Source organism: Streptomyces sp. P9-A4, from assembly GCF_036634195.1.
Classification (GTDB): domain Bacteria; phylum Actinomycetota; class Actinomycetes; order Streptomycetales; family Streptomycetaceae; genus Streptomyces.
The window spans coordinates 6,647,586-6,672,827 of sequence record NZ_JAZIFY010000001.1 but is presented as its reverse complement, the minus strand read 5'-3'; the positions used below and the strand labels follow the sequence as shown (position 1 = coordinate 6,672,827).

General features: G+C 73.2%; 23 protein-coding genes and 2 pseudogenes. 11 read left to right on the top strand and 14 right to left on the bottom strand.

Translation table 11 applies throughout. The features are described from left to right. Positions 1-56: 56 nt before the first annotated feature. The gene (locus V4Y03_RS29880) at positions 57-410 is read right to left on the bottom strand and encodes a winged helix-turn-helix transcriptional regulator (RefSeq protein ID WP_332436960.1); all 354 of its coding nucleotides are present in this window, start codon (positions 408-410) and stop codon (positions 57-59) included. Between the two features lie 69 nt (positions 411-479). Here V4Y03_RS29880 and V4Y03_RS29875 point away from each other — a divergent pair, with 69 nt between their 5' ends. After that, positions 480-1,379, top strand: a complete 900-nt coding sequence (locus tag V4Y03_RS29875; protein WP_332436959.1) for an NAD(P)-dependent oxidoreductase — start codon at positions 480-482, stop codon at positions 1,377-1,379. Between the two features lie 126 nt (positions 1,380-1,505). Next, the gene (locus V4Y03_RS29870; protein WP_332436958.1) at positions 1,506-1,796 is read left to right on the top strand and encodes a hypothetical protein; all 291 of its coding nucleotides are present in this window, start codon (positions 1,506-1,508) and stop codon (positions 1,794-1,796) included. 52 nt (positions 1,797-1,848) lie between these two features. Here the strand turns inward: V4Y03_RS29870 and V4Y03_RS29865 are convergent, their stop codons facing one another. Further along, positions 1,849-2,922: a nitric oxide synthase oxygenase gene (locus V4Y03_RS29865; protein WP_332437296.1), complete on the bottom strand. Its 1,074-nt coding sequence runs from the start codon at positions 2,920-2,922 to the stop codon at positions 1,849-1,851. Positions 2,923-3,190: 268 nt separating this feature from the next. Then, positions 3,191-4,180 (bottom strand): LacI family DNA-binding transcriptional regulator, encoded by a 990-nt coding sequence (locus tag V4Y03_RS29860; RefSeq protein ID WP_332436957.1) that lies wholly within the window; start codon positions 4,178-4,180, stop codon positions 3,191-3,193. Between the two features lie 392 nt (positions 4,181-4,572). On the opposite strand from V4Y03_RS29860, the gene V4Y03_RS29855 reads away from it, so the two are divergent. Then, a complete protein-coding gene (locus V4Y03_RS29855) occupies positions 4,573-7,074 on the top strand; it encodes an RICIN domain-containing protein (RefSeq protein ID WP_332436956.1) in 2,502 nt (833 codons plus the stop codon). A 195-nt stretch (positions 7,075-7,269) separates the two neighbouring features. Here V4Y03_RS29855 and V4Y03_RS29850 read toward each other — a convergent pair whose 3' ends face one another. After that, positions 7,270-8,067, bottom strand: a complete 798-nt coding sequence (locus tag V4Y03_RS29850; RefSeq protein WP_332436955.1) for a VOC family protein — start codon at positions 8,065-8,067, stop codon at positions 7,270-7,272. A 262-nt stretch (positions 8,068-8,329) separates the two neighbouring features. On the opposite strand from V4Y03_RS29850, the gene V4Y03_RS29845 reads away from it, so the two are divergent. Further along, on the top strand, positions 8,330-9,358 hold the full coding sequence (locus tag V4Y03_RS29845; RefSeq protein ID WP_317876144.1) for an NAD-dependent epimerase/dehydratase family protein: 1,029 nt from the start codon (positions 8,330-8,332) through the stop codon (positions 9,356-9,358). Between the two features lie 6 nt (positions 9,359-9,364). Here V4Y03_RS29845 and V4Y03_RS29840 read toward each other — a convergent pair. Beyond that, positions 9,365-9,721: pseudogene (locus tag V4Y03_RS29840) on the bottom strand (response regulator); the annotation flags it as partial. 124 nt (positions 9,722-9,845) lie between these two features. Between V4Y03_RS29840 and V4Y03_RS29835 the strand changes: the two are divergent. From V4Y03_RS29835 to V4Y03_RS29825, 3 genes are all read left to right on the top strand, one after another. Continuing rightward, complete coding sequence (locus V4Y03_RS29835) at positions 9,846-10,562, top strand: glycosyltransferase family 2 protein (RefSeq protein ID WP_332436954.1); 717 nt, start codon at positions 9,846-9,848, stop codon at positions 10,560-10,562. A gap of 86 nt (positions 10,563-10,648) precedes the next feature. Continuing rightward, positions 10,649-11,269, top strand: coding sequence for a TIGR04282 family arsenosugar biosynthesis glycosyltransferase (locus V4Y03_RS29830; protein WP_332437295.1), 621 nt, complete (start codon positions 10,649-10,651; stop codon positions 11,267-11,269). Further along, positions 11,266-11,922 carry a class I SAM-dependent methyltransferase gene (locus tag V4Y03_RS29825; protein WP_332436953.1) on the top strand — a complete coding sequence of 219 codons (657 nt, stop codon included), beginning with the start codon at positions 11,266-11,268 and terminating at the stop codon, positions 11,920-11,922. The genes V4Y03_RS29830 and V4Y03_RS29825 overlap by 4 nt, the downstream gene beginning before the upstream one ends. 70 nt (positions 11,923-11,992) lie before the next feature. Here the strand turns inward: V4Y03_RS29825 and V4Y03_RS29820 are convergent, their stop codons facing one another. Next, on the bottom strand, positions 11,993-12,244 hold the full coding sequence (locus tag V4Y03_RS29820; RefSeq protein WP_332436952.1) for a hypothetical protein: 252 nt from the start codon (positions 12,242-12,244) through the stop codon (positions 11,993-11,995). A 69-nt stretch (positions 12,245-12,313) separates the two neighbouring features. Here V4Y03_RS29820 and V4Y03_RS29815 point away from each other — a divergent pair, with 69 nt between their 5' ends. Then, entirely contained in the window at positions 12,314-13,801 is a 1,488-nt protein-coding gene (locus V4Y03_RS29815; RefSeq protein WP_332436951.1) for a glycosyltransferase family 87 protein, read from the top strand. On the opposite strand, the gene V4Y03_RS29810 is transcribed toward V4Y03_RS29815, so the two are convergent. Next, on the bottom strand, positions 13,764-14,273 hold the full coding sequence (locus V4Y03_RS29810; RefSeq protein WP_332436950.1) for a hypothetical protein: 510 nt from the start codon (positions 14,271-14,273) through the stop codon (positions 13,764-13,766). The genes V4Y03_RS29815 and V4Y03_RS29810 overlap by 38 nt on opposite strands. A gap of 81 nt (positions 14,274-14,354) precedes the next feature. Between V4Y03_RS29810 and V4Y03_RS29805 the strand changes: the two genes are divergently transcribed. Next, a complete protein-coding gene (locus V4Y03_RS29805) occupies positions 14,355-14,984 on the top strand; it encodes a TetR/AcrR family transcriptional regulator (RefSeq protein ID WP_317873458.1) in 630 nt (209 codons plus the stop codon). Here the strand turns inward: V4Y03_RS29805 and V4Y03_RS29800 are convergent. The 5 genes from V4Y03_RS29800 to V4Y03_RS29780 all read right to left on the bottom strand — a co-directional run bounded on the left by V4Y03_RS29800 (position 14,878) and on the right by V4Y03_RS29780 (position 20,038). Continuing rightward, positions 14,878-15,420, bottom strand: a complete 543-nt coding sequence (locus tag V4Y03_RS29800; RefSeq protein ID WP_332436949.1) for a hypothetical protein — start codon at positions 15,418-15,420, stop codon at positions 14,878-14,880. The genes V4Y03_RS29805 and V4Y03_RS29800 overlap by 107 nt on opposite strands. After that, a complete protein-coding gene (locus V4Y03_RS29795; protein WP_332437294.1) occupies positions 15,417-16,688 on the bottom strand; it encodes a molybdopterin-dependent oxidoreductase in 1,272 nt (423 codons plus the stop codon). The genes V4Y03_RS29800 and V4Y03_RS29795 overlap by 4 nt, the downstream gene beginning before the upstream one ends. A 193-nt stretch (positions 16,689-16,881) precedes the next feature. Beyond that, the gene (locus tag V4Y03_RS29790) at positions 16,882-17,751 is read right to left on the bottom strand and encodes a hypothetical protein (RefSeq protein ID WP_332436948.1); all 870 of its coding nucleotides are present in this window, start codon (positions 17,749-17,751) and stop codon (positions 16,882-16,884) included. Continuing rightward, entirely contained in the window at positions 17,748-19,601 is a 1,854-nt protein-coding gene (locus V4Y03_RS29785; RefSeq protein ID WP_332436947.1) for a GMC family oxidoreductase, read from the bottom strand. Before V4Y03_RS29785 ends, V4Y03_RS29790 begins: the two co-directional genes overlap by 4 nt. Then, positions 19,598-20,038, bottom strand: coding sequence for a hypothetical protein (locus tag V4Y03_RS29780; protein ID WP_332436946.1), 441 nt, complete (start codon positions 20,036-20,038; stop codon positions 19,598-19,600). The genes V4Y03_RS29785 and V4Y03_RS29780 overlap by 4 nt, the downstream gene beginning before the upstream one ends. A gap of 260 nt (positions 20,039-20,298) precedes the next feature. Between V4Y03_RS29780 and V4Y03_RS29775 the strand changes: the two genes are divergently transcribed. Next, positions 20,299-22,158, top strand: coding sequence for an ABC transporter ATP-binding protein (locus V4Y03_RS29775; protein WP_443079846.1), 1,860 nt, complete (start codon positions 20,299-20,301; stop codon positions 22,156-22,158). 47 nt (positions 22,159-22,205) lie between these two features. On the opposite strand, the gene V4Y03_RS29770 is transcribed toward V4Y03_RS29775, so the two are convergent. Continuing rightward, positions 22,206-23,099, bottom strand: a complete 894-nt coding sequence (locus tag V4Y03_RS29770; RefSeq protein ID WP_332436944.1) for a YhjD/YihY/BrkB family envelope integrity protein — start codon at positions 23,097-23,099, stop codon at positions 22,206-22,208. 21 nt (positions 23,100-23,120) lie between these two features. Beyond that, entirely contained in the window at positions 23,121-24,449 is a 1,329-nt protein-coding gene (locus V4Y03_RS29765; RefSeq protein ID WP_332436943.1) for a chloride channel protein, read from the bottom strand. A 545-nt stretch (positions 24,450-24,994) separates the two neighbouring features. On the opposite strand from V4Y03_RS29765, the pseudogene V4Y03_RS33960 reads away from it, so the two are divergent. Continuing rightward, a pseudogene (locus V4Y03_RS33960) lies at positions 24,995-25,063 on the top strand (SHOCT domain-containing protein); the annotation flags it as partial. Positions 25,064-25,242: the final 179 nt, after the last annotated feature.

The window sequence follows — 25,242 nt, the reverse complement described above, 5'->3', positions numbered from 1 at the left end:
GGGTGCGGCGCCCCGGGCGAAGCTGGACGCGGCCCGGGAGGAAGGGAGCGGGGGCCTCAGGACACGGTGGCGGGTGCGGCCGTGAGCAGGTCCAGACGACGGTGGCCCCAGTCCGACAACGGGCCGAGCGCCTCGGCGAGTTCGCGCCCGAAGGCGCTCAGCGAGTAGACGGTCTTCGGAGGCAGGACGTCGTACGCCTCACGGTGCACGAGGCCGTCCTCCGTCATCTCCCGCAGTGCCTGGGTCAGCACCTTCTCGCTGATCTCGGGGAGCTTCCGGCGCAGTTCGCCGGGGCGGTGCGGGCCGGCCTCCAGCAGCCACAGCAGCGACGTCTTCCATTTGCCCTCGATCACCACGATCGCGGCGCTCACTCCGCACACGTTCGTGTCCTGGGCCCTGGCGCGTGACATCCGCGTCCTTCCCCTTCCTCCGGGATCTCTTTCCTTCACCTGTCTCCATGTCTACAAGGGAGTTCACCCATGTCTTCTTCCCCTTCGCCCACCCCGAACGGGCACGCGGTCACGGTCATCGGTCTCGGGCCCATGGGGCGGGCGCTGGCCGCCGCGTTCCTGACGGCGGGCGTGCGGACCACCGTGTGGAACCGTACGCCCGGCCGGGACGGGGAACTGGTCACCCGGGGCGCCGTCCCGGCCGCGAGCGCCGAGGAGGCGGTCGCGGCGAGCCCGCTGACGGTGGTCTGCCTGGTCAACTACGACGCCACCGACTCCGTGCTGCGGACCGAGGCCGTGACGCGCGCGCTCAAGGGGCGGACCGTCGTGAACCTCAGCGCGGACACCGCCGAGCGCGCCAGGGACACCGAGCGCTGGGCCGGCGAGCACGGCATCGGCTATCTCGACGGGGCGATCATGACCCCGACCCCCAGCATCGGGACGCCTTCTGCCGTGTTCCTCCACAGCGGCCCCGAACCGCTGCACCGCGAGCACCGGCCGGTGCTCGACGCCCTGGGCGGCACCCACACCCACCTCGGGGAGGAGATCGGCCGGGCCGCCGCGTACGACATCGCGCTGCTCGACATCTTCTGGACGTCGATGGCGGGCTATGTGCACGCGCTGGCCCTCGCGCAGGCCGAAGGCGTCTCCCCCACCGAGCTGGCGCCGTTCGCGCAGGGCATCGGCGCGATCCTGCCGCCGCTGTTCCAGGAGTGGGCCGAGGACGTGGAGAGCGGCGGCTTCTCCGGCGAGGGGAACCCGCTGACCTCGGCGGTGTCGACGATGACGCACGTCGTGCACGCCGCCGAGGGGCACGGCATCGACGCGAGCGTGATGCGCGCCGCGGAGGCCCTGGCCCGGCGGACGGTGGATCTGGGCCACGGCGAAGAGGGCTTCACCCGGGTCACCGAGGTCCTGCGCCGCCGCTGATCCGGGGCCGGGGCGCTCCCTCGGATGCCGTCGGCGGCGGGCCGTGGTGTGCTGGCTTGTAGGGGCGGACGCCGCCGGCCGGGTGGCGCGGGAGGTGCCGCGCCCCCTCACGAGGAGGGATCCATCATGGCGATCTTCGTGCACGCCATCCTTCCGGGCATCACCGCGGATCAGTACGACACCCTCAACTCCAGGCTCCAGGAGACGCCGGAGATCTTCGACGGCTGTGTGTCGCACACGTGCGTCGCCACGGGCGACGGCCTGGAGATCTTCGACGTCTGGGAGTCGGAAGGACAGATGGAGGCGTTCGCCGAGCGCATGATGCCGGTCTCGGCGGCACTGGGCTGGCCCTCGGACATGGACAGGCCCGAGGTGTTGAAGGTGCACAACTACTGGGTGCCGGGCGCGGGCGGCTGACCCGCCCCGTCCATGTACGGGGTTCCCGTACGGGTTCACTTACGGGCGGGGGTCACGTCCTCGCGAGGAAGGCCGGGCGGAGGGACGGGTCCACCGGGTCGTAGTACCGGTGGAACACCGGGGTGGCGGAGCCGGAGACCGGTGGGACGATCCAGCTCCAGTCGGCCGGGGTCTCGCGCCCGTGGCGGCTCTCCCGCTCGATGTGCCGCAGGAACCGCTGCGACTCGGTGTGGTGATCGGCCATGGTCACCCCGGCCTCATGGAAGGAGTGCAGCACCGCCACGTTGAGCTCCACCAGGGCGCGGTCACGCCACAGGGTCCGCTCGGCCGAGCGGTCGAGTCCGAGCCGGTCGGCGACCACCGGGAGCAGGTCGTAGCGTTCGCCGTCGGCGAGGTTGCGGGCGCCTATCTCGGTGCCCATGTACCAACCGTTGAACGGCGCCGCCGCGTACCGCACGCCGCCGATCTCCAGGGTCATGTCGCTGATCGCCGGAACCGCGTACCAGCGCAGTCCGAGCGAGGCGAACCAGGCGTGGTCGGGATGGCTCAGGGGGACTTCGAGCACGGAGTCGTCGGGCAGCTCGTACCACTCGGGCCGCGCGTCGGGGCGCTCCCGCACCATCAACGGCAGTACCTGAAAGGCCTCTTGGTCCCGCTTCCACCCGAGGTCGACGGCGCGGGCGGTGAGGGGGCCGCCTCTCGGGTCGCCGCTCCAAGGCCCCTCGGGCGTACGGTGTCCGGCGTAGCGCACCAGCTGGTCGTTGACGATCCGGGGCCCGGGGCGGCCCGGCCGGTCGGGGGCGAAGACCGAGATCACCGGTCTGATCCGGCCGCCGTTGCCGGCCTGCCGCAGGTGCTCGAAGCAGTGGGCGGCGATGTCGTCGGCGGAGGTGACGTGCCGCAGGTCGCGCACCACGAGACTGCGCCAGTAGAGCCTGCCTATGCAGCGGGCGGAGTTGCGCCATGCGACGCGCGCGCCGAACGCCAGCTCGTCGGCGGTGTGTTCGTAGGTGCCGGTACGGCCGATCTCGGCCAGCACCGCACGCACCCGCGGGGCGGCGTCCCCGGCGGTGGGCTGCTCGTGGTGGAACTGGCGGATGAATCGTTCCGCCTCGCCCCGGTCCACGGGGTACGACGCCGGGCCGGCGCGGTCCTCGGGGGCGGACCCGGCGGGCGCGAGGTCCCCGTGCGCGTAGGGGCAGGCCCCGGTGGAACCGGTGACGGACTTCCGGCGGCTGCGGCTTCGACTGAAGATCAATGTGTTCCCTCCCGGCGTCATGACTACCCTACGAACACATGTGGGCGCGGAGAGTACGTGAATATCCGGCCGGGGAGGGCCCGCGCTGGTAGGCTGCCCGCCGCCGTCACCGTGAACGCCGTCGAGCACCGGGCGCTCACCCCGTGCTGTCGCGGGCGATCAGGCGGGGCAGCAGGAGACGCCGGTTCGGCTCGGCGGGCGGGGCGCCCTCGATCGCGCCCAGGAGCAGCCGGATGGCCTCACGGGTCATCTCGCGGGTGGGCAGGGCGACGCTGGTGAGGGTGGGGCGGGCGAGCAGCCCCTCCGGACTGTCGTCGTGAGCGACGACGGACAGGTCGTGCGGGATCGAGCGGCCGGCCTCGCGCGCCGCCTCCAGCGCGCCGACCGCGAGCACGTCATGGGTGGCGAACAGGGCCGTGGCCGTCGGGTGCGCGGCGATTGCCGCCCTGGCGGCGGCGACACCGCCCTTGAACGACGGCTCGGGCGCCAGGTGCACCACGCTCTCCGGGACGTGCAGACCGTCCTCGGCGAACGCCCGGCGGAAACCGTCCACGCGCAGGGTGTGGGCGGGGCTGGCGAGCACGGCCACGTTCTCGTGGCCCAGGGCGCGCAGATGGCGCCCGGCGAGGTGGCCGCCGTGCTCGTAGTCGATGGTGACGACCGGGAACCCGGCCGGGGCCCGTGTCTCCCAGGCGCACAGGACCACGGGGAAGCGGGTACGGGACAGCAGCGGCAGATGGTCGGTCAGGCCCTGGTCGCCCGCGATGAGGAGGGCGTCGACCGAGCGGCTGGTGAGCCCCGCGAGGTGCGCCCGGGCGCGCTCCCCGTCCCGGCGCGTGGTGCACAGGAGGAGGTGGTAGCCGTGTGCGTCGAGTACGTCCTCGGCCTCCTCGACGACCTCCGCGTAGAAGGCGGTGGAGACGGTGGGGACGAAGAGGCCGACCGTGCGGGTGCTGCCGGTGGCGAGTGAGCGGGCCACCAGGTTGGGGACGTAGCCGAGTTCGGCTATCGCGGCGCGCACCCGGGCCTCGGTGCCGGGCCGTACGGCGACCCGGCCGGAGAGCACGTTGGACACGGTCTGCTTGGTGACGCCGGCGCGCTCCGCCACGTCCTGCATCGTCACCATGACTACCTCGATCGACCGGTCGGACGGCGGGTGCAACGTATCGCGGGGGAAAGCCGTGGTCAACGCCTCGGAGCGGGGGCCTACGGGCCGGTCGTGCGCATCAACTCCCCGGCGGGGCACGGAAGTTTTTCGGGCCGCGGCTCTTGTTTTACCGGTCAAATGAGCCGTACGGTCGCGCCGCGGCCGGGCCGCTTCCCGACCGGAACACGCACCACGCAACGCCCCCCGCACGACCCCGCTCCCGTACGACCCGCACCACCGCGATCCCACACGAACGCGATCCCACACGAACGCGATCCCGCACCACCGCGATCCCGCACGACCGCCGTCCCGAAGGGCGCCGGACCGTTCACGGAGCCGCCCCACCCGGCTCCTCCGATCAGGGGATACCCGTGACCACTCCTCGCAGCAGACTGGCCGGAGCGCTCGCCGCCGCCGCGCTGGTCCTCACCGGCGGCGGCGCGCTGACGGCGCCCACGGCAGCGGCGGCGCCGACCGCCCCCACCGCCTCTTCCGCCGCCTCCTACACCGTCGCCGTCGGGGCCAAGGGCTCCTGGACCCACCCGGACGACACCCCCGCCGGCCCGTACATCGACAAGGACGGCACCTTCTACTTCCAGCAGGCCCACGCGCTGTACGGCGCCGACGACCCGCGCAAGTGGACGTTCTTCACCGGCACGAACCTCGACACCGCCACCCGGTCGAGCGCGCTCAGCGACGCGGTGAACCCGGCGAACTCCAACGACCGCAACGACGACACCACTTGGCGATGCAACAACAGCCCGACCGGGGTCGAGTCGACCGCCGCCCCGGCGGGCTCGGGCTACGCGCACCGCAACTACTGCGACCTCGCGGGCGTCTGGGTCGACCCGGACACCGGCGACTGGTACGGCCTTGTGCACAACGAGTTCACCCCGCAGCCGTTCGGCGACGGCGTCCACTACGACGGCATCGACTACGCCGTCTCCAAGGACCAGGGCCGGACGTGGAGCATCAAGGACCACGTCATCACCTCGCGCTACGGCACGAAGCGCGGCGACACCGCCGCGTTCCCGCAGCAGACGTACCACTACGGGACGGGTGACCAGCGGCTGTTCGTGGACACGGCGTCCGGCTACTTCTACGCGTTCTACGGCTCGCGGATCGTGAACAAGGGCGGTGGCTGGGCGGCGTTCTACGGCCACGTGGCCCGCGCCCCGATCGCGTCGAAGATGGCGCCCGGTTCCTGGCAGAAGTGGTACGGCGGAGCCTGGTCCGAGCCCGGCGTCGGGGGCCGCGAGAGCACCATGGTGCCCGTCGGTTCCGGCAGCACCACCGGGTACACCCCGACGGCGAAGGAGTACGACCCCGCCAACTCCGGCAGCGTCAGCCAGCAGGTGGCCGCCGGCCTGATGCCCCCGACCTCCCCGCTGTTCGTCATGGACATCACGTACAACGCCCATCTGGGGCTGTACATCGGCCAGCCCCAGGCCGTCGACCAGAGCGGCAACGCGTCCCAGGAGATCTACGCGACGGCCGATCTGACCACCCAGAAGTGGTTCCGTCTCGGGGACACCGGCAGCTACCGGAACGCCTCCTGGTACCGCTGGTTCCTCGACAGCGGCAACAGGACCAGCTCGACGATCGTCGGCAAGGACTTCCGCTCGTACTGCTCCTTCGGCTGCTCCGGCGGAGCCAGCAGCGAGTACGTGAACCTGACCATCGACACGACCGAGCCCGCCGCCCCGGTCGACACCTCGAAGGCGTACCGCATCGCCAACTCCGGCGGCCGTGTCCTCGCCCAGATCGCCGACACCACGGCCACCACCTCGCTCGCCGCCGCCACCGGTTCGGCTGCGGAGTCCTGGACCTTCGCCTCCGACGGCGACGGCTCCTACCGCATCGCCAACTCCGCCACCGGCGGGCTGCTCGGCGTGGGCGCCACGTCCACGAGCACCCGCGCATGGGGCACCCGGCCCACCGTCACCCCGGCCGGGACCGGTGGACCCACCGTCGGCCAGCAGTGGTTCGTGCTCCGCGCGACCTCTCCCGCCGACGGCTCCGCCACCGGCGCGTACAAGATCGTCAACCGGTACAGCGGGCTCGTCATCGGCCTCTCCGCCGACTCCGGCCGCCCCGCCGAGACCACACCCACCCGCAGCTGGACCAACACCACCGGCAACTCCGTCGGCGGCACCCGCACGGCCGGCGAACAGACCCTGACCCTGACGCCGACCGCCCAGGCGCCCGAGACGGTGACGGTGCTCGGTCCGGGCCCGCAGTCCACCGCCCCGAACAAGCCCGTGTCCCTCAAGATCGACGCCACCGACTCGCTCGGGAAGGCCCTGACCTTCACGGCGAGCGGCCTGCCCGCCGGGCTGACCATCAGCTCCGCGGGCCTGATCACCGGTACGCCGACCACCGCGGGCACCTCCACCGTGACGGTCACCGCCGCATCGGGCACCGCCACCGGCACGGCCGCCTTCACCTGGGCGGTCACGGCCTCCCTCGACGGGCTCCACACGCTCGCCACCGGGGGCAGGGCGCTCGACAACCCCAACCACAGCACCACCCCCGGCACCCAGCTCATCACCTGGACGGCCAACGGCGGGGCCAACCAGAAGTGGCAGTTCACCCAGCAGGCCGACGGAGGGTACGTCCTCAGGAACAGCGAGTCCGGGCTGTGCGCGGACGTCGACGGCGGTTCCGCCACGGCAGGCGCGAAGATCATCCAGTGGACGTGCACCAACGGCGTGAACCAGCGCTGGACGATCACCCGGCAGACGAACGGCACCCACACCGTGGCCTCCGCCGCGAGCGGACTGCTCCTGACGGCCGCCTCCGCGGCGAACGGCGCCCTGGTCACCCAACAGCCGAACACCGGCGGCGCGCTCCAGCAGTGGACGATCGGCTGAGCGCGTCCATGACGCACGACCGAGCACGTCCACGACGACCCTGACGGTCCGAGAGATCGTCAAGGCCGACGGGCGCGGCGGGCCTGTCGGTATCCCGGGCAGCACACGGGATTCCGGCCCGTCGGGGTGAGCGGGGGGCCGCCCGCCGTCGCGGCGGCGGGCGGCAGACCCGTACCGAGGAGGTTCGGGCGGGATTCAGCCGGCGGGCGGGGTGAGGACGACGAAGTCGGCGTTCGAGGGGTCGAGGCAGACGGCGAGCCGGCCGACGCCTTCCACGTCCGCCGGGCCCATCTGTACGTTGCCGCCGTTCGCGGTGACCCTGGCGACCGTCTCGTCGCAGTCGGCGACGGCGAAGACGGGGTGCCAGTAGGGCTTGCCGTGCGCGAGGGCGAGGTCGGCCTCGGAGAGCTGCATGAGGCCGCCGTGCATGCGCTCGTCGGGGAGTCCGGCGGGGGTGATGAGGGTGTACGTGTCCCCGCCGCCCGGCATTTCCATGTCGCCGAACCGCCAGCCGAAGACACTGCCGTAGAACGTCTTCGCCGCGGCGGCGTCGGTCGTGTACAGCTCGGTCCAGGACAGGGAGCCCGGCGCGTCCACCAGGTCGACGCCCTTGTTCGTGCCGGGCTGCCAGACGGCGAACTGCCCGCCGAGCGGGTCGCTGTACTGGGCCATCCGGCCCCACTCGTCGAGGTCCGTGGGGGCGACCCGGACCGTGCCGCCCGCCTGTTCCACCGTCTGGGTGGTGGCGTCCGCGTCGGCGACGCTGTAGTAGATCATCCAGGCGGAACGGGCGCCCTCCTCGGTGAGCCTGCCGAGCCCGCCGACGATCTTCCCGTCCTTCCTGAACATCCCTCCCTCCATGTCCTCGCCCTCCCCCATGGACTCGTACTCCCAGCCGAGCACGGCGCCGTAGAAGGCAGCGGCGGCCGGAACGTCGGGGGCGCCGAGATCCAGCCAGCAGGGGGAGCCGGGTACGAAGTCGGTGGTGATCATGGCAATGCCTTTCACGTCTCCGGGGATGGACCCTCAGCCTGGCACCGCACCCGGAGCCCCGCCCGTCGGCCGACCCGCGCGGACCGTGTCGGGAAGGAACCCCGCTGAGGCCGACCCGGCACCGGCCCGCGGCGAGAGCGCTGGTCACCGCGGTCCGGACCTCTTCGACGGCTCGGTCCCGGGAAATGGGACGTTCTTACGGATCCGTGACGTGCGGTACGGCGGACCGGTCTTCGGGGAGTGGGCGGCATAGCTTCGCCGCATGCGTGTACTTGTGACTGGAGGCGCGGGCTTCATCGGCTCGCAGATCGTCGCCGCACTGGCCTCCCGCGGACACGAGCCGGTGGTCTTCGACCTGGCCGGGGACGGGCGGGACGTGCGTGATCCCGAGGCCGTGCGGGAGGCCCTGACCGGGGTCGACGCCGTGTGCCACCAGGCCGCCAAGGTCGGCCTCGGCAAGGACTTCGGCGACGCCCCCGCCTACGTGTCGGCCAACGAGCTCGGCACCGCCGTACTGCTGGCCGAGATGACGGCGGCGGGCGTCCGGCGTCTCGTGCTCGCCGGGTCGATGGTCGTCTACGGCGAGGGGCGGTACGAGTGCCCCGCGCACGGCACCGTCCGGCCGGGCCCGCGAGCCGAGGAGGATCTCGCCTCGGGCCGGTTCGAGCCCCGCTGCCCGGACTGCGGCGCCCCCCTCGCCCCCGGACTGGTCGGGGAGGACGCCCCGATGGACCCCCGGAACGTCTACGCCACCACCAAGGTCGCCCAGGAACACCTCGCGTCCTCGTGGTCCCGGGCCACCGGCGGGCGGGTGGTCTCGCTGCGCTACCACAACGTCTACGGGCCGGGGATGCCCCGCGACACCCCGTACGCGGGGGTCGCCGCCCTCTTCCGTTCCTCCCTCGCCCGCGGCGAGGCCCCCCGCGTCTTCGAGGACGGCGGGCAGCGCCGGGACTTCGTGCACGTCCGGGACGTGGCCGGGGCCAACGCGGTCGCGCTCGACGCCCTGTCCGGGACGGCGGACTTCGCCGCGTACAACGTCGGCAGCGGTGCCCCCCGGACCGTCGGCGACATGGCGGGCGCGCTGGCCGACGCGTACGGCGGCCCGGAACCGGTCGTCACGGGCGAGTACCGGCTCGGCGACGTCCGGCACATCACCGCCGACTCGACTCGGCTGCGCAGCGAGCTGGGCTGGCGCCCGGAGGTCACGTTCGCCGACGGGATGGCCGAACTCGCCGGCGGTGCGGACGAAGGGACCCGTCCGTCCGCGGCACTGGCCGGACTGCCGTAGGCCCCGCCCCCGGCCCGCGAGCATGATGACCGGGACGGGCCGTCCGCCGTCCTCCCGGGCCCGCAGCCGCCGGCAGACCTCCAGGCCGTCCATGCCGGGCAGCATCAGGCCGAGGACCACGAGGTCGGGCCGGGCTTCCTCGGCGGCGCGCAGCGCGGCCGGACCGTCGGCCGCGAGCCGTACGACGAACCCGGCGCGGTCCAGATAGCCGGCCACGACCTCCGAGACGGTCGGATCGTCGTTGACGACCAGCACCCGCGCCGCCGGGGCGCCGGTCGCGTGGGAACCGCCCGCACCGCCCGCACCGCTCCCGCTCACGCGGTCGTGCCCCTGGTGCCCGCTCTCCGCATCGCTCACCGCCATGGCCCCAGAGTGTCACCCGTCCGGGCCCACCAGCGGCGGACTCTTCCACCCGCCAGGAGGGCGTCCGCGTTTCGTAAGGTCTCGAAGCCCCTTTTCCCCGTTCCGGATTCCTACGGTGTGGAGGGTGACTTCTTCTGCTTGCGCACCGCCCCGCGCGGACGTCGTACTGCCGTGCCTCGACGAGGCCGAGGCACTCCCCTGGGTGCTGGCGCGGGTGCCCGCCGGTTGGCGCGCCATCGTCGTCGACAACGGCTCGACGGACGGCTCCGCCGGGATCGCCCGCGAACTCGGCGCGACCGTCGTCCACGAGAGCCGACGCGGTTTCGGCGCGGCCTGCCACGCCGGGCTGCTCGCGGCCCGCGCCGACCTGGTCTGCTTCTGCGACTGCGACGCCTCCATGGACCCCGGGCTGCTCGCCCCGATGGCCGCGCGCGTCGAGGCGGGCGAGGCCGACCTGCTCCTCGGCCGCCGCCGCCCGCAGGGCCGCGGCGCGTGGCCGGCGCACGCCCGCGCCGGGAACGTCGTCCTCGCGCGCATGCTGCGCCGCCGCACCGGCGTACGACTGCACGACCTCGGCCCGATGCGGGTGGCACGGCGTGAGGCCCTGCTCGGCCTCGGCCTGACGGACCGGCGCAGCGGCTACCCGCTCCAGATGGTCGTCCGGGCCGCGGACGAGGGCTGGCGGGTCGCCGAGACGGACGTGCCCTATCTGCCGCGCTCGGGGAAGTCCAAGGTCACCGGCACCTGGCGGGGCACCTGGCACGCCGTGAGGGACATGCGCCGGGTGCTGGCCGAACCGCCGGCGGAGCGGTCTCGCGCCGCCGGGGAGGTCGCCGTATGAGCACCGTCCCCACAACCGGTTTCCCCGCGAGCACCGCTCCCGTGACCACCGCCCGCGTCAGCACCGTCCCCACGACCACCGTCCCCGTGGGCACGCTCCTCGTCATCGCCAAGGCGCCCGTCGCCGGACGGGTCAAGACGCGCCTCACCCCGCGATTCGCGCCGGAGCAGGCCGCCGAGCTGGCCCGCGCCGCCCTTGAGGACACCCTCGCGGCCGTGCGCGCCACCCCGGCCGCACGCCGTGTGCTGGTCCTCGAAGGACTGCCGGGGCCCTGGGTGCCCGAGGGCATCGAGGTCGTTCCGCAGTGCCCCGGCGCACTCGATGTCCGGCTCGCCGCCGCCTTCGCGCAGGCCGAGGGACCGGCCCTGCTCATCGGCATGGACACCCCGCAGGTCACCCCCGGTCTCCTCGCCCGGGGGCTCGACTTCGGCGGGACCGACGCCTGGTTCGGCCCCGCCGAGGACGGCGGGTTCTGGGCGCTCGGACTGGCCGAACCCGACCCGGAACTGCTCCTCGGCGTCCCCATGTCCGTGAGCCACACCGGGCGGGAGCAACGCCGACGGCTCGTCGCCTCCGGGCGCGCCGTACGGGATCTGCCCGAGCTGTGCGACGTGGACGAGCCGGCCGACGCGGCGCGGGTCGCCGCCGCCTCGCCGGACACCCGCTTCGCCGCCCTGTACGAAGGCATGTGCGCGGTGGCGCGGTGACCGCCCAGCTGGCCGAGCCCGCCGTCGCCTGGCGGGCCGATCCGTACACGGCGGCGCTCCGCACCGGCCGGGGGCCGCTCTATCTGCGGCGGGAGGACGGCTGGTTGCTGCCGCTGGAGGTGGAGCGGTGGTGCGGCGAACCCGACGCGGCGGACGTCACCGTCCTGGACCGCTGTACGGGGCCGGTGCTGGACGTCGGCTGCGGACCGGGCCGGCTGGTCGCCGCGCTCGCCGCCCGGGGGCACCGGGCGCTGGGCGTGGACATCACCCCGGAGGCGGTGGACCGTACGGTACGGGCCGGGGGCAGCGCCCTGTGCCGCTCGGTGTTCGACCCGCTGCCCCGTGAGGGCCGTTGGGGCACCGTGCTGCTCATCGACGGGAACATCGGCATCGGAGGCGACCCGGCCGCGCTCCTCCGCCGTGCGACGCGGCTCGCGGCGCCGGACGGTTCTCTGCTGGTCGAGGTGGCCGCGGAGGATGTCGACGAGCGCGTCGAGGTCCACGTGGACGACGGGCGGGGCGGCCGGGGCGCGCCCTTCCGGTGGGCGCGGCTCGGGGCCCGAGCCCTGTGCGCCGGTGCCGCCGGGGCGGGCTGGACCCGATCCCTGACCTGGCAGTCGGCGGGCCGCGCCTTCGTCGGCCTGCGGCGCTGAGGGTCGGGCGGGAGGGCGGGAGGGCGGGAGGGCGGGACCGGCGGTCAACCGACTCCCGCCCCGCCCCCTCTCAGCTCCGCCGCCCACCCGACCCGGCCCGCCCGGACCGCCCGGCCCAACGCACCCGCGCCCCCGCGTACCCGGTCGCCGTCACCCCGACGGCCGCCATCGCCAGCAGCCAGTTCCGGGAGTGGTCCAGCGGCGGCACGGTCGGGTCCTCCACGCCGCCGGGGCGCAGGAGGCCCGGCAGGGCCACCACCGTCAGCGAACCGGCGACGACCAGCGCCGCCCGCGCCACACCGCGCGGGGGCCGTCCGGCCATCTCTTACGGAATGCGGACATGCGGCTCCGGGATCCATGGTTCGGGGCCCGTTCCTGGAACGCTGCCGAGGTGAACCAGCACACCGGCCGCACCGCCACGGTCCTCACCGCCCTCGTCATCGCCGCCCTCGCTGCCGCCCTCCTCGTCACCGTCCGGTACGACGGTCATGTCATCGATCCTTCCGGGCTGTTCGGCCGGTACGCGGTCTGCTGGGCCCTGTTCGTCGTAGCCCTGCTCGGGCTGTGGCGGGTTCCGGCCGCGCACGTCGTTCCGCTGCTCGTGGCCGGGGCGGTCGCGGTGACGGTGACGGGGCTCGTGGCTCCGCCCCGGACGAGCACGGACTCGTACCGGTACGCCTGGGACGGCCGCGTCCAGTCGGCCGGCGTCCCCCCGTACGACCACGCCCCCAGGGATCCTGAGCTGAGCGGGCTGCGCGACGCGTGGCTGTTCCCCACGGGGGCCGCCTGCGCGGGCCGAGACCTGGTCGCGGTCCCCTCCCCCGGTCCGGAACCGCACTGCACGAGGATCAACCGGCCCTCGGTGCACACGATCTACCCGCCCGTCGCCGAGGTGTACTTCGTAGCCGTCGACCGGCTGTCCCCGGAGGGAGCCCGGCACAAGCCGCTGCAGATCGCCGCCGGGCTGGTCGCGCTCGCCACGACCTGGGCGCTGCTGCTGATCCTGCGCCGCCGGGGAACGGATCCGCGCCGGGCCGCGGCCTGGGCGTGGTGCCCGGTGGTGCCGATCGAGGCCGTGAACAACGCGCACGTGGACGTACTCGGGGCGCTGCTCGCCGTGATCGGGCTCGGACTCGTCGCCACCGGCCGTACGAACGGCCGTCGGACCGCCGCAGACGTACGCCTCGACGGTGGCGTACCCCTCGGAGCGCCGCACGGCACCCGCCGCCTTGCCGCCGGCGGCCTCGTCCTGGGTGCCGCCGTCGCCACCAAGCTGATGCCCGCGGTCGTCCTGCCCGGTGCGCTGTCCGGGGTGCGCCGGGTGCGCGACGCCGCCGCCGTCCTGCTGCCGGCCGTGGTCTTCACCGGACTCTCGTACGTCCCCTACGTCCTCCTCTCGCACGACTCCGTCTTCGGCTACCTCGGCGGATACGTGGACGAGGAGGGCTACGACGACCCGTCGGCCGGCTCCCGCTACGCCCTGCTCCGGCTGGTCCTGCCCGACAGCTGGGCGTTCCCGGTGCTGCTCGCCGTGATGGCAGCGGTGTCCCTGTCGGTGATGTGGCGCGGCGATCCTCGGCGCCCGTGGAGCGGGGCGCTCCTGGTCACCGGCTGGGCCTTCGTGCTCCTCACACCCGGCTACTCCTGGTACGCGCTGCTCCTGGTGGCGCTCGTCGCGCTGGACGGGCGGCGGGAGTGGCTGGGCGTCGCACTCGCGGGCGAGGCGGTGTACGTCCTCGGGCCCGAGTACGGCTACCAGTCGGCGCTGAGCGCGACCGCGTACGGCATCGCGGCGCTCGTGGTGCTGCTGGGCCCGGCGGCCCGGCGGTGGCAGACCTCGCCTACCGGGTGGCGAGTTCAGCGTTCGCCCTCGCCGTGACGTGGGCGAGGGCGCGGGCGGCGATCTCGCGGTCGGCGGCCGGAAGGTCGCCGTAGAGCCGCTCGGTGAGCCCGGCCACCTCGTCCGTGAAGCCCCGGTGCAGCGTCTCCCCCTTCTCCGTGGGGGTGGTTCGGGCGCCGTCGGTCAGCCCGGCTTCGGCGAGTGCGGCGAGCAGGGCGCCGGCCTCCGACTCGGTGATCTTGAGCGTCGCGGTCAGACGGTCGACGGCATCGGAGCGGTCGAGCCCGTCGACGACGGCCTTGAGCGCGACGGACTGAGGGAAGGTCAGCCCGGAGTCGGCGAGGATCCGGTCCCGCACGGCGGCGATGGCGTGGTAGGCGATGCCGATCAGCTGACCGTTGAGGAGCGGGGCGGAGGGGGTGGTGTCGGCCATGGCGTGGATCTCCTTGGGTGCGATCGCGGTGCGCTCGGGAAGCTCCGGCCAACAAGCGGAGAACCCTCCGGTTGGCATGCCGCAACCATAAGCGGAGGACTCTCCGATTTTCAAGGCGTAACCGGAGACTCCTCCGCTACGTCCGCTACGCTGCTCCGCATGACCGCCCCCACCGAGCGCGCCGACGCCGCCCGCAATCGCCTCCGCATCCTCGACGCCGCCCGGCGCCGGCTCGCGGCCGACGGCTTCGCCGCACTCTCCCTGGACGCCGTGGCGAAGGACGCCGGGGTGGGCGTCGGTACGGTCTACCGCCGCTTCCACAACAGGGCCGGGCTCGTCTACGCGCTCATCGAGGACAACGAGAGCCGCTTCCAGGAGGAGTTCGCCCGCCAGGCGGAGGACGGGTCGCCTTCGGCGCGCGAGCGGCTGCGGGCCTTTCTGCACGGCATGGCCGACCTCGTCGAGGACAACCGTGAGCTGCTGCTCCTGGCGGAGGCGAGCGTCCCGGCCGGGCGCTATCGCAGTGCCCCGTTCCGCAGGCACCACGAACAGGTCGTCGGGATGGTCGCGGAACTCGCGCCGGACGCGGACACCGCCTATCTGGCCGATCTGCTCCTCATGGCGTACACACCCGGCCTGTTCGACTTCCAGCGCACGGACCGGGGCTGGGACGTGGACCGCATCAAGCGCGGGCTCGACGCCCTGGTCGACGGAATCGGGGCCGTCGGAGCCGGGGGAGCCGGGGCCGAGGAATCCGGGGAATCAGCAGGACCGCCGCCGAGGCGATGAACAGCGCCGCCGTGAAGAGCAGCCATCTCCCCAGGAACACGTCCGCCGGGAGCCCCGTCGCCGCCGTGTAGTGGCCGACCTGCCGGAAGACGAGCGGCCACCAGACGAGGAGCATCAGACCCGAGAGGAAGGCGGGCACACGGACATGGTTGACGCCGAACCGCGCCCTTCTCCAGCCATCGCCCCGCTCCCCTCGCGACCCGCTGTCCCCGTCCCCCCGGGGCGGGAACAGCAGCTGCGCGGCACGGTCGGTCACCGCGTACAGCGGCAGCAGGACCAGATCGTGCAGGAGGGCGGCGCCGACGAACCAGAGGGTCACCCCCAGCGTGTCGCCTTTCAGTAGACGTACGCCCGCGTAGGCGGCCAGCGCGAAGGAGGCGAGCACCAGCAGCAGGTGCAGCGGTGTGTCCTCCTCCCTCCGGCGGACCCCGCTCACGGCCGCTCCCCGAAGGTGAGGCGGGTGACCCACTTGGTGTTGAGGACGCCGGGAGCGCCGGGGACGATGACCCGGGCCGGGTAGCCGTGGTCGTGGGAGAGGTCGGCGCCGTTGACGCGAACGGCGAGCAGCGAGCGGTGGTCCCGCACCTGGTTGTCGCGCAGGGCGGCCACGCTGAACGGGCCCCCGCGCTGGACCGACTCCACCCGTACGTCCGGCGGATCGCCGTCGAGGCCGACGAGGGCGGCGAGGTCCACCAGCCGTACCCCGCTCCACAGCTGGTCCGGGGTGGACCACCCCTCCACGCAGGCGATCGGCAGCGCCGCCTCGTGCTGCGGCATGGCGAGCAGCGCCTCCCGGGTCAGGACGGTCTGCCGGCCCGCGCCGCGTACGGTGAGCCGCCACGCCGGACCGACGTCGCTCGCCCGGATGCCCACCGAGCCCGCGGTCTTGTTGATCTGGAAGCCGTTCGGCCCCGATCCGGGTTCCCGGCCGCCGTGCGGGGCGAACAGCGCGGTCCTGCGCCACCAGCCCCCCACGCTCTGCCCGGCCGTCACCGCGAACAGCGCCAGGGACCCCAGGCCCACCAGACCGACCGCACCCCGCCGGGAGATGGTCGGCTCGGCCGGCCGGGGCGACACCAGCCCCGCCGCCTCCTCACTCCCGGCGGCGGGCCGCGCCGCGTGCCCGGCCCGCACGGCCCGGAGTGCTCGCGGCAGCCTCAGCGTCACGTGCACCACGAACGCGCCGATGAACACCCAGGCGCCGAAGAAGTGCAGGACGTAGAAGGAGCCCGGGAAGATGTAGTGCAGCTGGATGTTGAGGATGCCGGTGACGAACTCGAAGCCGGCCCCGCCGACCAGGAGCAGCAGCGACAGCCGTTCGAGCGCGTGGCCGGGCGACCGCACCGGCGGCCACGCGAACAGCTTCGGGATGACGGACCACAGCTTGGCCAGGAGTACGGGCACCAGCACGACGCCCAGGACGACGTGCACGCCCTGCGTGAGCCGATACAGCCAGTACGGCGAGGTCGGCCAGGAGAAGAGGTAGAAGCCGAGCCACCCTTTGTCGGGCGTCTGGTCGTTGACCGCCGCGAGATCCGGGTTGTACGCGGCGTACGACAGGAGTCCCGTCACGAACAGGACCGTCACGCCGACGAGCAGGACCAGTCCGAACACGGCGGTCAGCCACGGCCCCCGCAGCGGGCTCCGCCAGAACTCCGGCCGCGACGGACCGGGCGGAGGGCCCGTCGGCACGACGGACTCCAGGACGGTGCGCCACCGTCGCGGCCCCGCCCGCCCGTCCTCGGACGGTGTCGGGTCTCCCGCCTCCTCGCGCCCGCCTTCGTCGCTCGCGTCCACGGGAAACCTCCGCACGTACCGGCCTCATCGGATGTCCCCCGCCGAGGAGAACATGCCGCACCCGAACGCCGAAGGAGGCCGTGACACGCCACACGGTCCGTCAGCCGCCCAGATAGTACGGCCGGTTGTGCGCCGCGACGGGCGGCGACTGATAGCTCCACGCACCTGCGGCCGGGGCGCCGCCGAGCAGCCGCTCCAGGTCCCGGCCGACGTCGGCACCGGGGTCGAGAACGGTCAGCCGGGCGCGCTCGGAGGCTCGGTCGGGTGCTCCGTCGGACGCTCCGTCTGCGAGGGAGTGCCAGGTGTAGGGGCCGTGGACGTTCATGGGACCGGCCAGTGCCCGCCCTTCCTCGTCGGTGCCGTATCCCGTGATGGGTGTGTTGTTCACGGCCCTGCCCCGGAGGGACGTGAGGTCGGCTTCGAGGGAGAACAGCGCGGTGGTGCCGCGCCGGAGTTCGCCCTGCGGGGTGAGTTCGGCGCTCCGGCAGGTCACCTGCCAGTCCTCGCCCTCGGGGCCGTTGAGGGACGGCATCGTCGCCTCGAACCAGGCGGGGTACTTGGGTTCGGCGTAGAGACGGCGGCCGGCGTCGATGGCGAGCGGGTTGTCGCACAGCACGTGGATGCGGGCGATGCCGAGCAGCTTGGTCTGGTCGTGGCCCTGGGCGTACTCGGGGTAGGACACCTCGGGCAGCCGCTCGGCGGCGGCGGCCGGGAAGGCGACGATGTTGACCTCGACCTCCTGGGTGACGCCGGCACCGGACCTGTACTGGGCGAAGTACAGCTGGAAGTTGACCGAGAGCAGGGCCCGGCCGCCGAAGTCGGCAGCGCTCAGGGCGGGATGGTGTTTGGCCAGGAGCTCGCGGGCCGGTTCGGGGTCGACGAGGAAGTCCAGGCCGATGTTGTGCAGGGCGCCGTAGTGGAAGGGAAGTTGGTACGGCGCTGCCACGGGCGGCAGGGGAAGCGGGCTCATGAGGCGGCTCCGGAGGGGTCGGCGGCGGGCGGGACGGTGTCCGTCAGGACGGCGGGCGCGTGGCGCGCGGTCAGGTCGGTCTCGATGCGTTCGGCGGTGCGCAGGGCCAGGGCGGCCATGGTCAGGGTGGGGTTGGAGGTGGCGAGCGAGGGCATGCTGCCGCAGCCGACCGCGTAGAGCCCGGGATGGTCCCAGCAGCGCTGCCAGTGGTCGACGACCGAGGTGGCGGGGCTGTCGCCCATGAGGTGGGTGCCTCCGGCGTGGCCCGCGCCCCGGAAGGCGTACGACCGGCCCCGATGGGTGAAGGTCCCGGGCCGGCCGGGGTCCGGGGTGTGGTCGCTGTGGTCCTCCGCGCCCAGCAGCGCGAAGAGCTGGTCGGACACCTCCTTGGCGGCCACGAAACCCTCCTTGACGTGGTCGGAGAGGTCGTACGCGACGACGGGGCGCGGCAGCCCCAGCGCGTCGCGGCGCTCCGGATCGAGGGTCACGCGGTTGGCGGGGTCCGCCTCCTGCTCGATCTCGAACTGGAGGGCGAACTGGCGCCCCACGCGGTCGCGCAGGGCGGCCCGCAGCGCCGTCCCGAACAGCCGGCCACCGTCCGCGCCCCCGCCGCGCACCAGACCCGCCACGTCGGCGCCGGAGCCTCCCGTCGCCCACACCCACCCCCAGTTCCCGATCTCGACGCGGAACGGGGCGTGCCGTGCGCGGGAGGGACCGAAGCGGAACCCCTCAAGGCCCGAGGTGGAGCCCGGACCCCGGTACGGGCCGATCTGCTCGGGCATCAGCCCCCAGGTCAGCAGCACCGGATGGTCCATCAGGTTGCGGCCCACCTGCCCGCTGCTGTTGGCGAGGCCGGAGAGCAGCAGCAGTCTGGCGTTCTCGACGGCGTGGGCGGCGAGCACCACGACGTCCGCGTGCGCGCGGTGGCGGGTGGTGCCCCGCGCGTACGAGAGGTACTCGACGCCCGTGGCGCGCCCGGCGCCGTCGACCAGCACCCGGCTCGCGACGGCACGGTCGACGAGCGTCACCGACGGAGCCCAGCGCGCCTGGGTGCGCAGCGGGGTGTACTTGGCCCGCGCGGGGCAGACGGGGATGCAGCTGGCATGCCCTTCGCAGCGCCGGTGCTCACCACCCGGGTCCGCATCTCCCGCATAGGCGGTGTTCGCGACGCCGTTGCGGCCGTGCGGTGTCCCCACCACCCGCAACGCCACACGCTCCCCGGCCACCGGGTCCGTCACCGACCGGCCGTCGAGGCGGCCCGCCATCACCGTGTCGAGGTGGCTCGGCGGCAGCGCGTGCATCGGGAAGACGTACTCGTCGGGGAAGGGCAGGCCCACGTGGTCGCGCTGCTCGGCGACGTCCGCCGCCACGCCGATCTCCCGCTCCGCGGCCCGGTAGTACGGTTCCAGGTCCCCGTAGCCGAGGGGCCAGCCGCGGCCGTAGCCGAAGAGGTCGGTGCGGAAGTCCTCCGGGTGCATCCGGGGTGTCAGCCCCGTCCAGACGTTCCCGGTACCGCCGTTCACCCTGATGTACGTACTGGAGTACGGCAGCGGGCCGCGCTGGATCAGATGGCCGTCGCCGCCCGCCCCGGCACCGAGGTCGGTGACCTCCGGCCAGGCGGCGGCGGGGTGCGGCACATAGGGCGAACCCGGCACCTTCGCCGTCGCGGCGAGGTAGGTCTCCACCGCCTCGGTGTGACCCCGCTCGGCATCCGGTGCGCTCGCCCCGGCCTCCAGGACCAGCACGCGCCGGCCGGCCGCGCCGAGGCGGTGGGCCACGAGAGTGCCCGCGAAGCCGCCGCCGACGACGATCACGTCGTAGTGCGAGCGGACCGCTCCGGTTGGTGTCATCGGAGCACCCCCGCCCCGGCGGCCTCGGCCGGTTTCTCCGCCCAGCTCCCGAATCCCCGGGGCGCCGCGCCGGGCGCCGCCCCGCCGAAGGTCCGCCACACAAGCCCTTCGGCGTACGCCCGCGCGGAGACCAGGAAGGCGGCCTCGCCGTCGAGCCCCGGCCACACACCCGTGTACCAGAGACAGGTGAGCGCTTCGGCGAGCTCTGCCACGTCGGGCGGGACGCGACCGCTCGGGCACTCCCAGGCGAACACCCCCTCGGCCGCCGCCGCGACGAGCCGCGCGTATCTCTCGGCTCCCGCGTGCGTCCGTAGGACGTCCCGGTAGTCGTCCACCATCCCGGTGGCCCATAACTCCCTCGTGTCGAAGCCCGTCAACTCCACGGACAGCGTCACGAACTCGTCCTGCGTACCGCTCTGTCGCACCGGTCCAGGCACGTCAGCCTCCCCCCGTCGGCCTCTGAACGACCATGGAAACAGGTGACGGGGGACGCCGACCACGGTTGGTCCGCCACTCCACCCGAACGTGTGGCGCCCCCAACCGCAAACCCGTTCGGGCACATTTGGCGACTTCCCGCCGGTGAGACAGGGCACGACCGCGTTCCCGGCCCTTCGCGCCCGAAAACACTTGGACCGCGCGGCGCCGCTCGCGGGAGACTCCGTCCTTCACCTGACGGTCCGACAACACAGGGTTGGGCATGGAATCACCAGAATCAGCTGAATCATCTGAACCACCGGAAAAACCCGAGGGGTTGCCGAACAAGGGATCGGTTGCCCTTGCCCTCCGCTGTTACGGACGGGAACTGGTCCGGCTCCGCCTGCTGACCGCCCCGGCCCTGCTGCTGCCCGCGCTCGGCAACATCGGCATCAACTACATCGCCCCGCTGATCGTCGCCAAGCTCGTCGGCCGGATCGCCGGAGGCGGCGCCTCCTCGGCGGTCGGCCCGATGCTGCCGTACGTCCTCGCCTTCGCCGGCGTCCTGCTCCTCTCCGAGGCGCTGTGGCGGGTCGGTCTGCACTGCCTGAACCGTCTGGACGCGCGCGGCATCGAGAACCTGTACGTGATCGGGATGGACGAGCTCTTCGCCAAGGACGCCGCCTTCTTCCACGACAACTTCGCAGGCTCGCTGACCAAGCGCGTCCTGAGCTTCGCCTCCCGGTTCGAGGACGTCGTCGACACGCTGACGTTCTCCGTCATGGGCAGCTTCGTGCCGCTGCTGTTCGCGTCGGTGGTGCTGTGGCAGTACGACCCGCTGCTCGTGGCCGGGCTGCTCGCCCTGATCGCGTTCACGGGGGTGCTGGTGGCACCCCTGATCCGCCGCCGTCAGCGGCTGGTGGCCCAGCGCGAGAAGGCCATCGCCCGGGTCTCGGGGCACGTCGCCGACAGCCTGATGAACATGGACACGGTGCGCGCCTTCGCCGCCGAGAAGCGGGAGGCCGCCGAGCACCGCTCCCGGGTCGCGGAATCACGCCGCCTCACCCTGCGTTCGTGGGACTACGGAAATCTGAGGATCGACACACTGGTCGCCCCGATGTCGGTGCTGACCAATGTGCTCGGTCTCGTCCTGGCCCTCGGCCTCGGCGCGGCCGACCACGGGGTGGAAGTGGTCATCGTGGCCTTCACCTATTACGCCAACGCCACCCGGATCATGTTCGAGTTCAATCAGATCTACCGGCGTCTGGAAAGCTCGATGACGGAGGCGGCACAGTTCACCGAGCTGCTGATCGATCCGCCCACCGTGCTCGACCCGGTGCCGCCGGAACCGCTCCTCGGCAAGGAGGCGGATGTCCGCTTCGAGGGCGTGACCTTCGCGCACGGCGGCGGGAACCCGCTCTTCGACGGCCTCGACCTGGACGTGCCGAGCGGGGCCAGGATCGGTCTCGTCGGCCGGTCGGGCGGCGGCAAGACGACCCTCAGCCGGCTGTTGCTGCGGATGACGGACGTCGACGGCGGCCGCATCCTGATCGGCGGGCAGGACATCAGCAAGCTGCGGCAGACCGATCTGCGCGGTCTGATCGCCTACGTACCCCAGGACCCGGTGATGTTCCACCGGACGCTGCGGGAGAACATCGCGTTCGCCCGGCCGGACGCCACCGAGGCCGAGGTGCGCCGGGCGGCCGAGGCGGCCCACGTGACCGAGTTCGCCGACGCGCTCCCCGACGGCTTCGACACCATGGTGGGCGAGCGCGGGGTGATGCTGTCCGGCGGGCAGCGCCAGCGGGTCGCCCTCGCACGGGCGATCCTGCGGGACGCGCCGATCCTGCTGCTCGACGAGGCGACCAGCGCGCTGGACTCCGAGAGCGAGATCCTCGTACAGGACGCGCTGTGGCGGCTGATGGACGGCCGGACGGCGCTCGTGGTGGCCCACCGGCTGAGCACGGTGGCCTCGATGGACCGGCTGGTCGTCCTCGACCGGGGCCGGATCGTCGAACAGGGCACGCATCAGGAGCTGCTCGACGCCGAGGGCTCGTACGCGAAGCTGTGGCAGCACCAGTCGGGCGGCTTCCTCGACGACACCACCACGGACGACACCCCGGCCGGCGCGGACGTGCGCTGAAACGGGAGGACCCCGGGTCCGTCGGGCAGCTGCCCGACGGACCCCCACTACGGCGCCGCCCCCGGACCCGGACCCGCCTCCGTCCCCGTCCCCGCCTCCGTCCCCGTCCCCGTCCCCGTCCCCAAATAGCGGCTCAGAGTCGGCTCCCGCGCCAGTACGGCTCCGATCGTGAACGCGAACGTGAGGGCGGCACACACCACGATGAGCCAGGACAGCAGCGTGAACACGAGCCCCAGCGCCCCGTACACCTGCAGGGCCCTGTTCATCGCGTTCGGTACGTAGAGGGGTGCCGTCAGGCCGAGCGCGGTGGTGGCGCCCGCCGCGAGCAGGGCCCCGGGCAGGAGCGGCGGCCAGGCGACCCGATTGGCGAGCAGCAGGTGCTGCGTCCAGAGCCACACCCCCGTACTGACCAGGAAGTACACGGGAAACCCCAGCCAGGCTCCCGCTCCGAAGCCGTCCCGGATCGGGCCCTGGAGGAGGACCACCATGAGGAGGGCGAGCAGCCACACCAGCCATCGCCAGGCCGTGATCCGCGTCTTCGCCTTGGGCAGTTGCCAGGCCCGCTCGCAGACCCTCGCCATGGCCCTGCTGAAGCTGGTCGCCGACACCAGGGCCAGGACCAGCCCCACGGCCCCGCTGGTCTCGCGCAGGGTGCCGTCGGTCGTACTGTCCAGGACGCGCCGCAGTTCCTGGTCCGAGGGCCCGCTCAGTCCGAACATGGCGCGCAGGGAGGAGAGGAGCTGATCGCGTACGCCGAGCGGCGCGAACGCGGCCACGGCGAACAGCAGTGGGACGGCGGCCAGGAACGCCTGCGCGGCCAGCCGGGTGCCCCCGTCCAGCAGATTGCCCGAGGTCAGTCTGCCGACGAGTTCGGTGAGGACCGGGAACCGGCGCTCGGCCCCCGCCCACGCCTGCCGCATCCGGGCCGCCCACGCCTTCACGTCTCCGCTCCCCCGGCCGGTTCAGTCCGCCGCGGGCTGATCGTGGGTGCGACGCTGGAGGAACTGCGTGGTCAGATGCGCGATGACGGTGGCGAGCACGATGAGCGGCATCTGGTTGTACGCGTCGTCCCCGAGCAGCAGGACGGCCAGGATCGCGCTCGTCAGCGGGAGCCCGGACACCGTGGTCGCGGCGGCGGCGGTGCCGAGCGCGAGCGCGGGCGTGACGCCGAATCCGGGCAGTGCCGAACAGGCCATGGCCGCGGCCGCCCCGATCAGGAGGGCGGGGAAGATGGGGCCGCCGCGCAGGCTGCCGAGGCTGATCCCCCAGGCCAGCCCTTTGCACGCGACGAGGGCGACGAGGGCCGCGACGGACCAGCTGTGCGGGTGCGCGGCGAGTTCGCCGAGGGTCGCCTGTCCGGAGAGGGCCGCTTCCTCGGGTGAGCGGCCCGTCAGCACCGCGTAGGCGGTGAGGCAGAGTCCGGCGGCGAACGCGCAGGCCACGGTACGCGTGGCGGTGTTGCGGACGGTCCAGCGGGCGGTGCTCCGGCCGAGCCGGTGGCCGGCTCCGACGATGACGGCGACGAGCACGGCGAGGGGCAGGCCCCAGAGGAAGTCTCCGGCGTCGGGGTTGACGTCGGGGGGCAGGCTGGGGAGCGCGAGACCCCCGATGGAGAGCCCCGTCCACGCTCCGAAGCCGGTGAAGACGATCGCGCCGACGCCGCTGGCGACGAGACATGGCAGGAGCAGCAGGACGAGCTGCCCGCCGGCCAGTCCCGCCGCCTCGACGACGAGGACGGCGGCGACGAGGGGGCCGCCGAGGATGGTGGCGATGGCGGCGGTCGAGCCCGCGGTGCCGATGACCAGGGACGACCGGGGGGCGACGGTGGTACGGGCGGCCCGTACGGCGAGGAGGGCCAGGCCGCTGCCGACCGCCATCAGGGGCGCCTCCGGGCCGAGGACGACGCCGAGCGGCAGGGTCGCGAGCGCGGCGAGGACGGCGCCGGGCAGTTCGGCGGGGCCGACCGGCGGGCCGCCGAGGCCGTTGACGGGCACGTGCCCGCCGTGACCGCGCATCCGGGTGACGATCGGGGCGAGGATCAGACCGGCGAGGAGGAGCGCGGGCATCGGCCACCACCAGGGCGCCCGGTCGAGGCCCAGGGCCCGGGGAAGGCTCTCCCAGACGGCGTGCTGAAGGGTGTGCTGGAGGCCGACGAAGAAGAAGCAGGCCACGGCGATCGGCACGCCGAGGAGTACGGAGAGCAGCAGCAGCTTCTGGTAGGAGCGGCTGAGCAGGAGGTCCCGTACGCCCTCCGCGGTGGGCGCGGTCTCCCCCCGCGTCTCCTCGCTCACGCCACCCCTTCGGGTCGTCCGCCCGGGAGCGCGGCGGGTCCCGCTCCGGCCGCCGCCGGTCCTTCGGTGGGTCGTGCGGGTCTCCGCCGCACAGTCCGGTCGAGCAGCACCGCACCCTCCCGGCAAGTCGAACGGTCGTCGTCGTCCCCCCAGTGAAAGGGGTCTGACGGGGTCTCGCATCCGGGCCGGGCCATATCCCCCGTTCGCCGCACGGACCCACATAAGCCCGACAAGATCACTTTGATGCGATTCGCCCACGAGGAAAGGCGGCACGGTCTCCGTCGTCGAACTCGCCGACTCCGCGGTCGCCGCCGTGTTCGAGTCGGTCACCGACGAACGGCTGGGCCGCGCGCCTCGCCACGGCTGCACGGGGCTCAGCCGGCCGGCCGGCCCTCCTGGAACGCGTACCGCACGAGGACGTCGTGCGCGCCATCACCGCCCTGGACGAGGAGTGACACCATGATCCGTCGACGCATCGCCGGGCCCGGCCCGCTCGGCACGACGGCCCGTACCGCCGTTATCACCGGGGGAGCGAGCCGGCCGACCTCAAGGCCCAAGGGGCGCTGACGGAGGAGGAGTTCGCGGCCGAGAAGGCACGCGTCCTCGCGTCCTGACCCAGCGGGCGGGCCCGGCCGGAAGAACCACCACCGGCCGGGCAAGCCCGTACCCCCAGAACCTCGCACACCCCGCCCGCACCCCGCAGCCCCCTCAGGGTCCCCGCCGGACCGCTGACCGTTCCGGCGCACACGCCGAGACCCGTACGACTGCGGTCGAGCAGTGCGCCCCCGCGCCC

Bases quoted from the DNA above. Each gene is read 5' to 3' on its own strand.
- V4Y03_RS29880 (WP_332436960.1), bottom strand. From the start codon at position 410: ATGTCACGCGCCAGGGCCCAGGACACGAACGTGTGCGGAGTGAGCGCC.
- V4Y03_RS29875 (WP_332436959.1), top strand. From the start codon at position 480: ATGTCTTCTTCCCCTTCGCCCACCCCGAACGGGCACGCGGTCACGGTC.
- V4Y03_RS29870 (WP_332436958.1), top strand. From the start codon at position 1,506: ATGGCGATCTTCGTGCACGCCATCCTTCCGGGCATCACCGCGGATCAG.
- V4Y03_RS29860 (WP_332436957.1), bottom strand. From the start codon at position 4,180: ATGGTGACGATGCAGGACGTGGCGGAGCGCGCCGGCGTCACCAAGCAG.
- V4Y03_RS29850 (WP_332436955.1), bottom strand. From the start codon at position 8,067: ATGATCACCACCGACTTCGTACCCGGCTCCCCCTGCTGGCTGGATCTC.
- V4Y03_RS29845 (WP_317876144.1), top strand. From the start codon at position 8,330: ATGCGTGTACTTGTGACTGGAGGCGCGGGCTTCATCGGCTCGCAGATC.
- V4Y03_RS29820 (WP_332436952.1), bottom strand. From the start codon at position 12,244: ATGGCCGGACGGCCCCCGCGCGGTGTGGCGCGGGCGGCGCTGGTCGTC.
- V4Y03_RS29810 (WP_332436950.1), bottom strand. From the start codon at position 14,273: ATGCCAACCGGAGGGTTCTCCGCTTGTTGGCCGGAGCTTCCCGAGCGC.
- V4Y03_RS29805 (WP_317873458.1), top strand. From the start codon at position 14,355: ATGACCGCCCCCACCGAGCGCGCCGACGCCGCCCGCAATCGCCTCCGC.
- V4Y03_RS29790 (WP_332436948.1), bottom strand. From the start codon at position 17,751: ATGAGCCCGCTTCCCCTGCCGCCCGTGGCAGCGCCGTACCAACTTCCC.
- V4Y03_RS29785 (WP_332436947.1), bottom strand. From the start codon at position 19,601: ATGACACCAACCGGAGCGGTCCGCTCGCACTACGACGTGATCGTCGTC.
- V4Y03_RS29775 (WP_443079846.1), top strand. From the start codon at position 20,299: ATGGAATCACCAGAATCAGCTGAATCATCTGAACCACCGGAAAAACCC.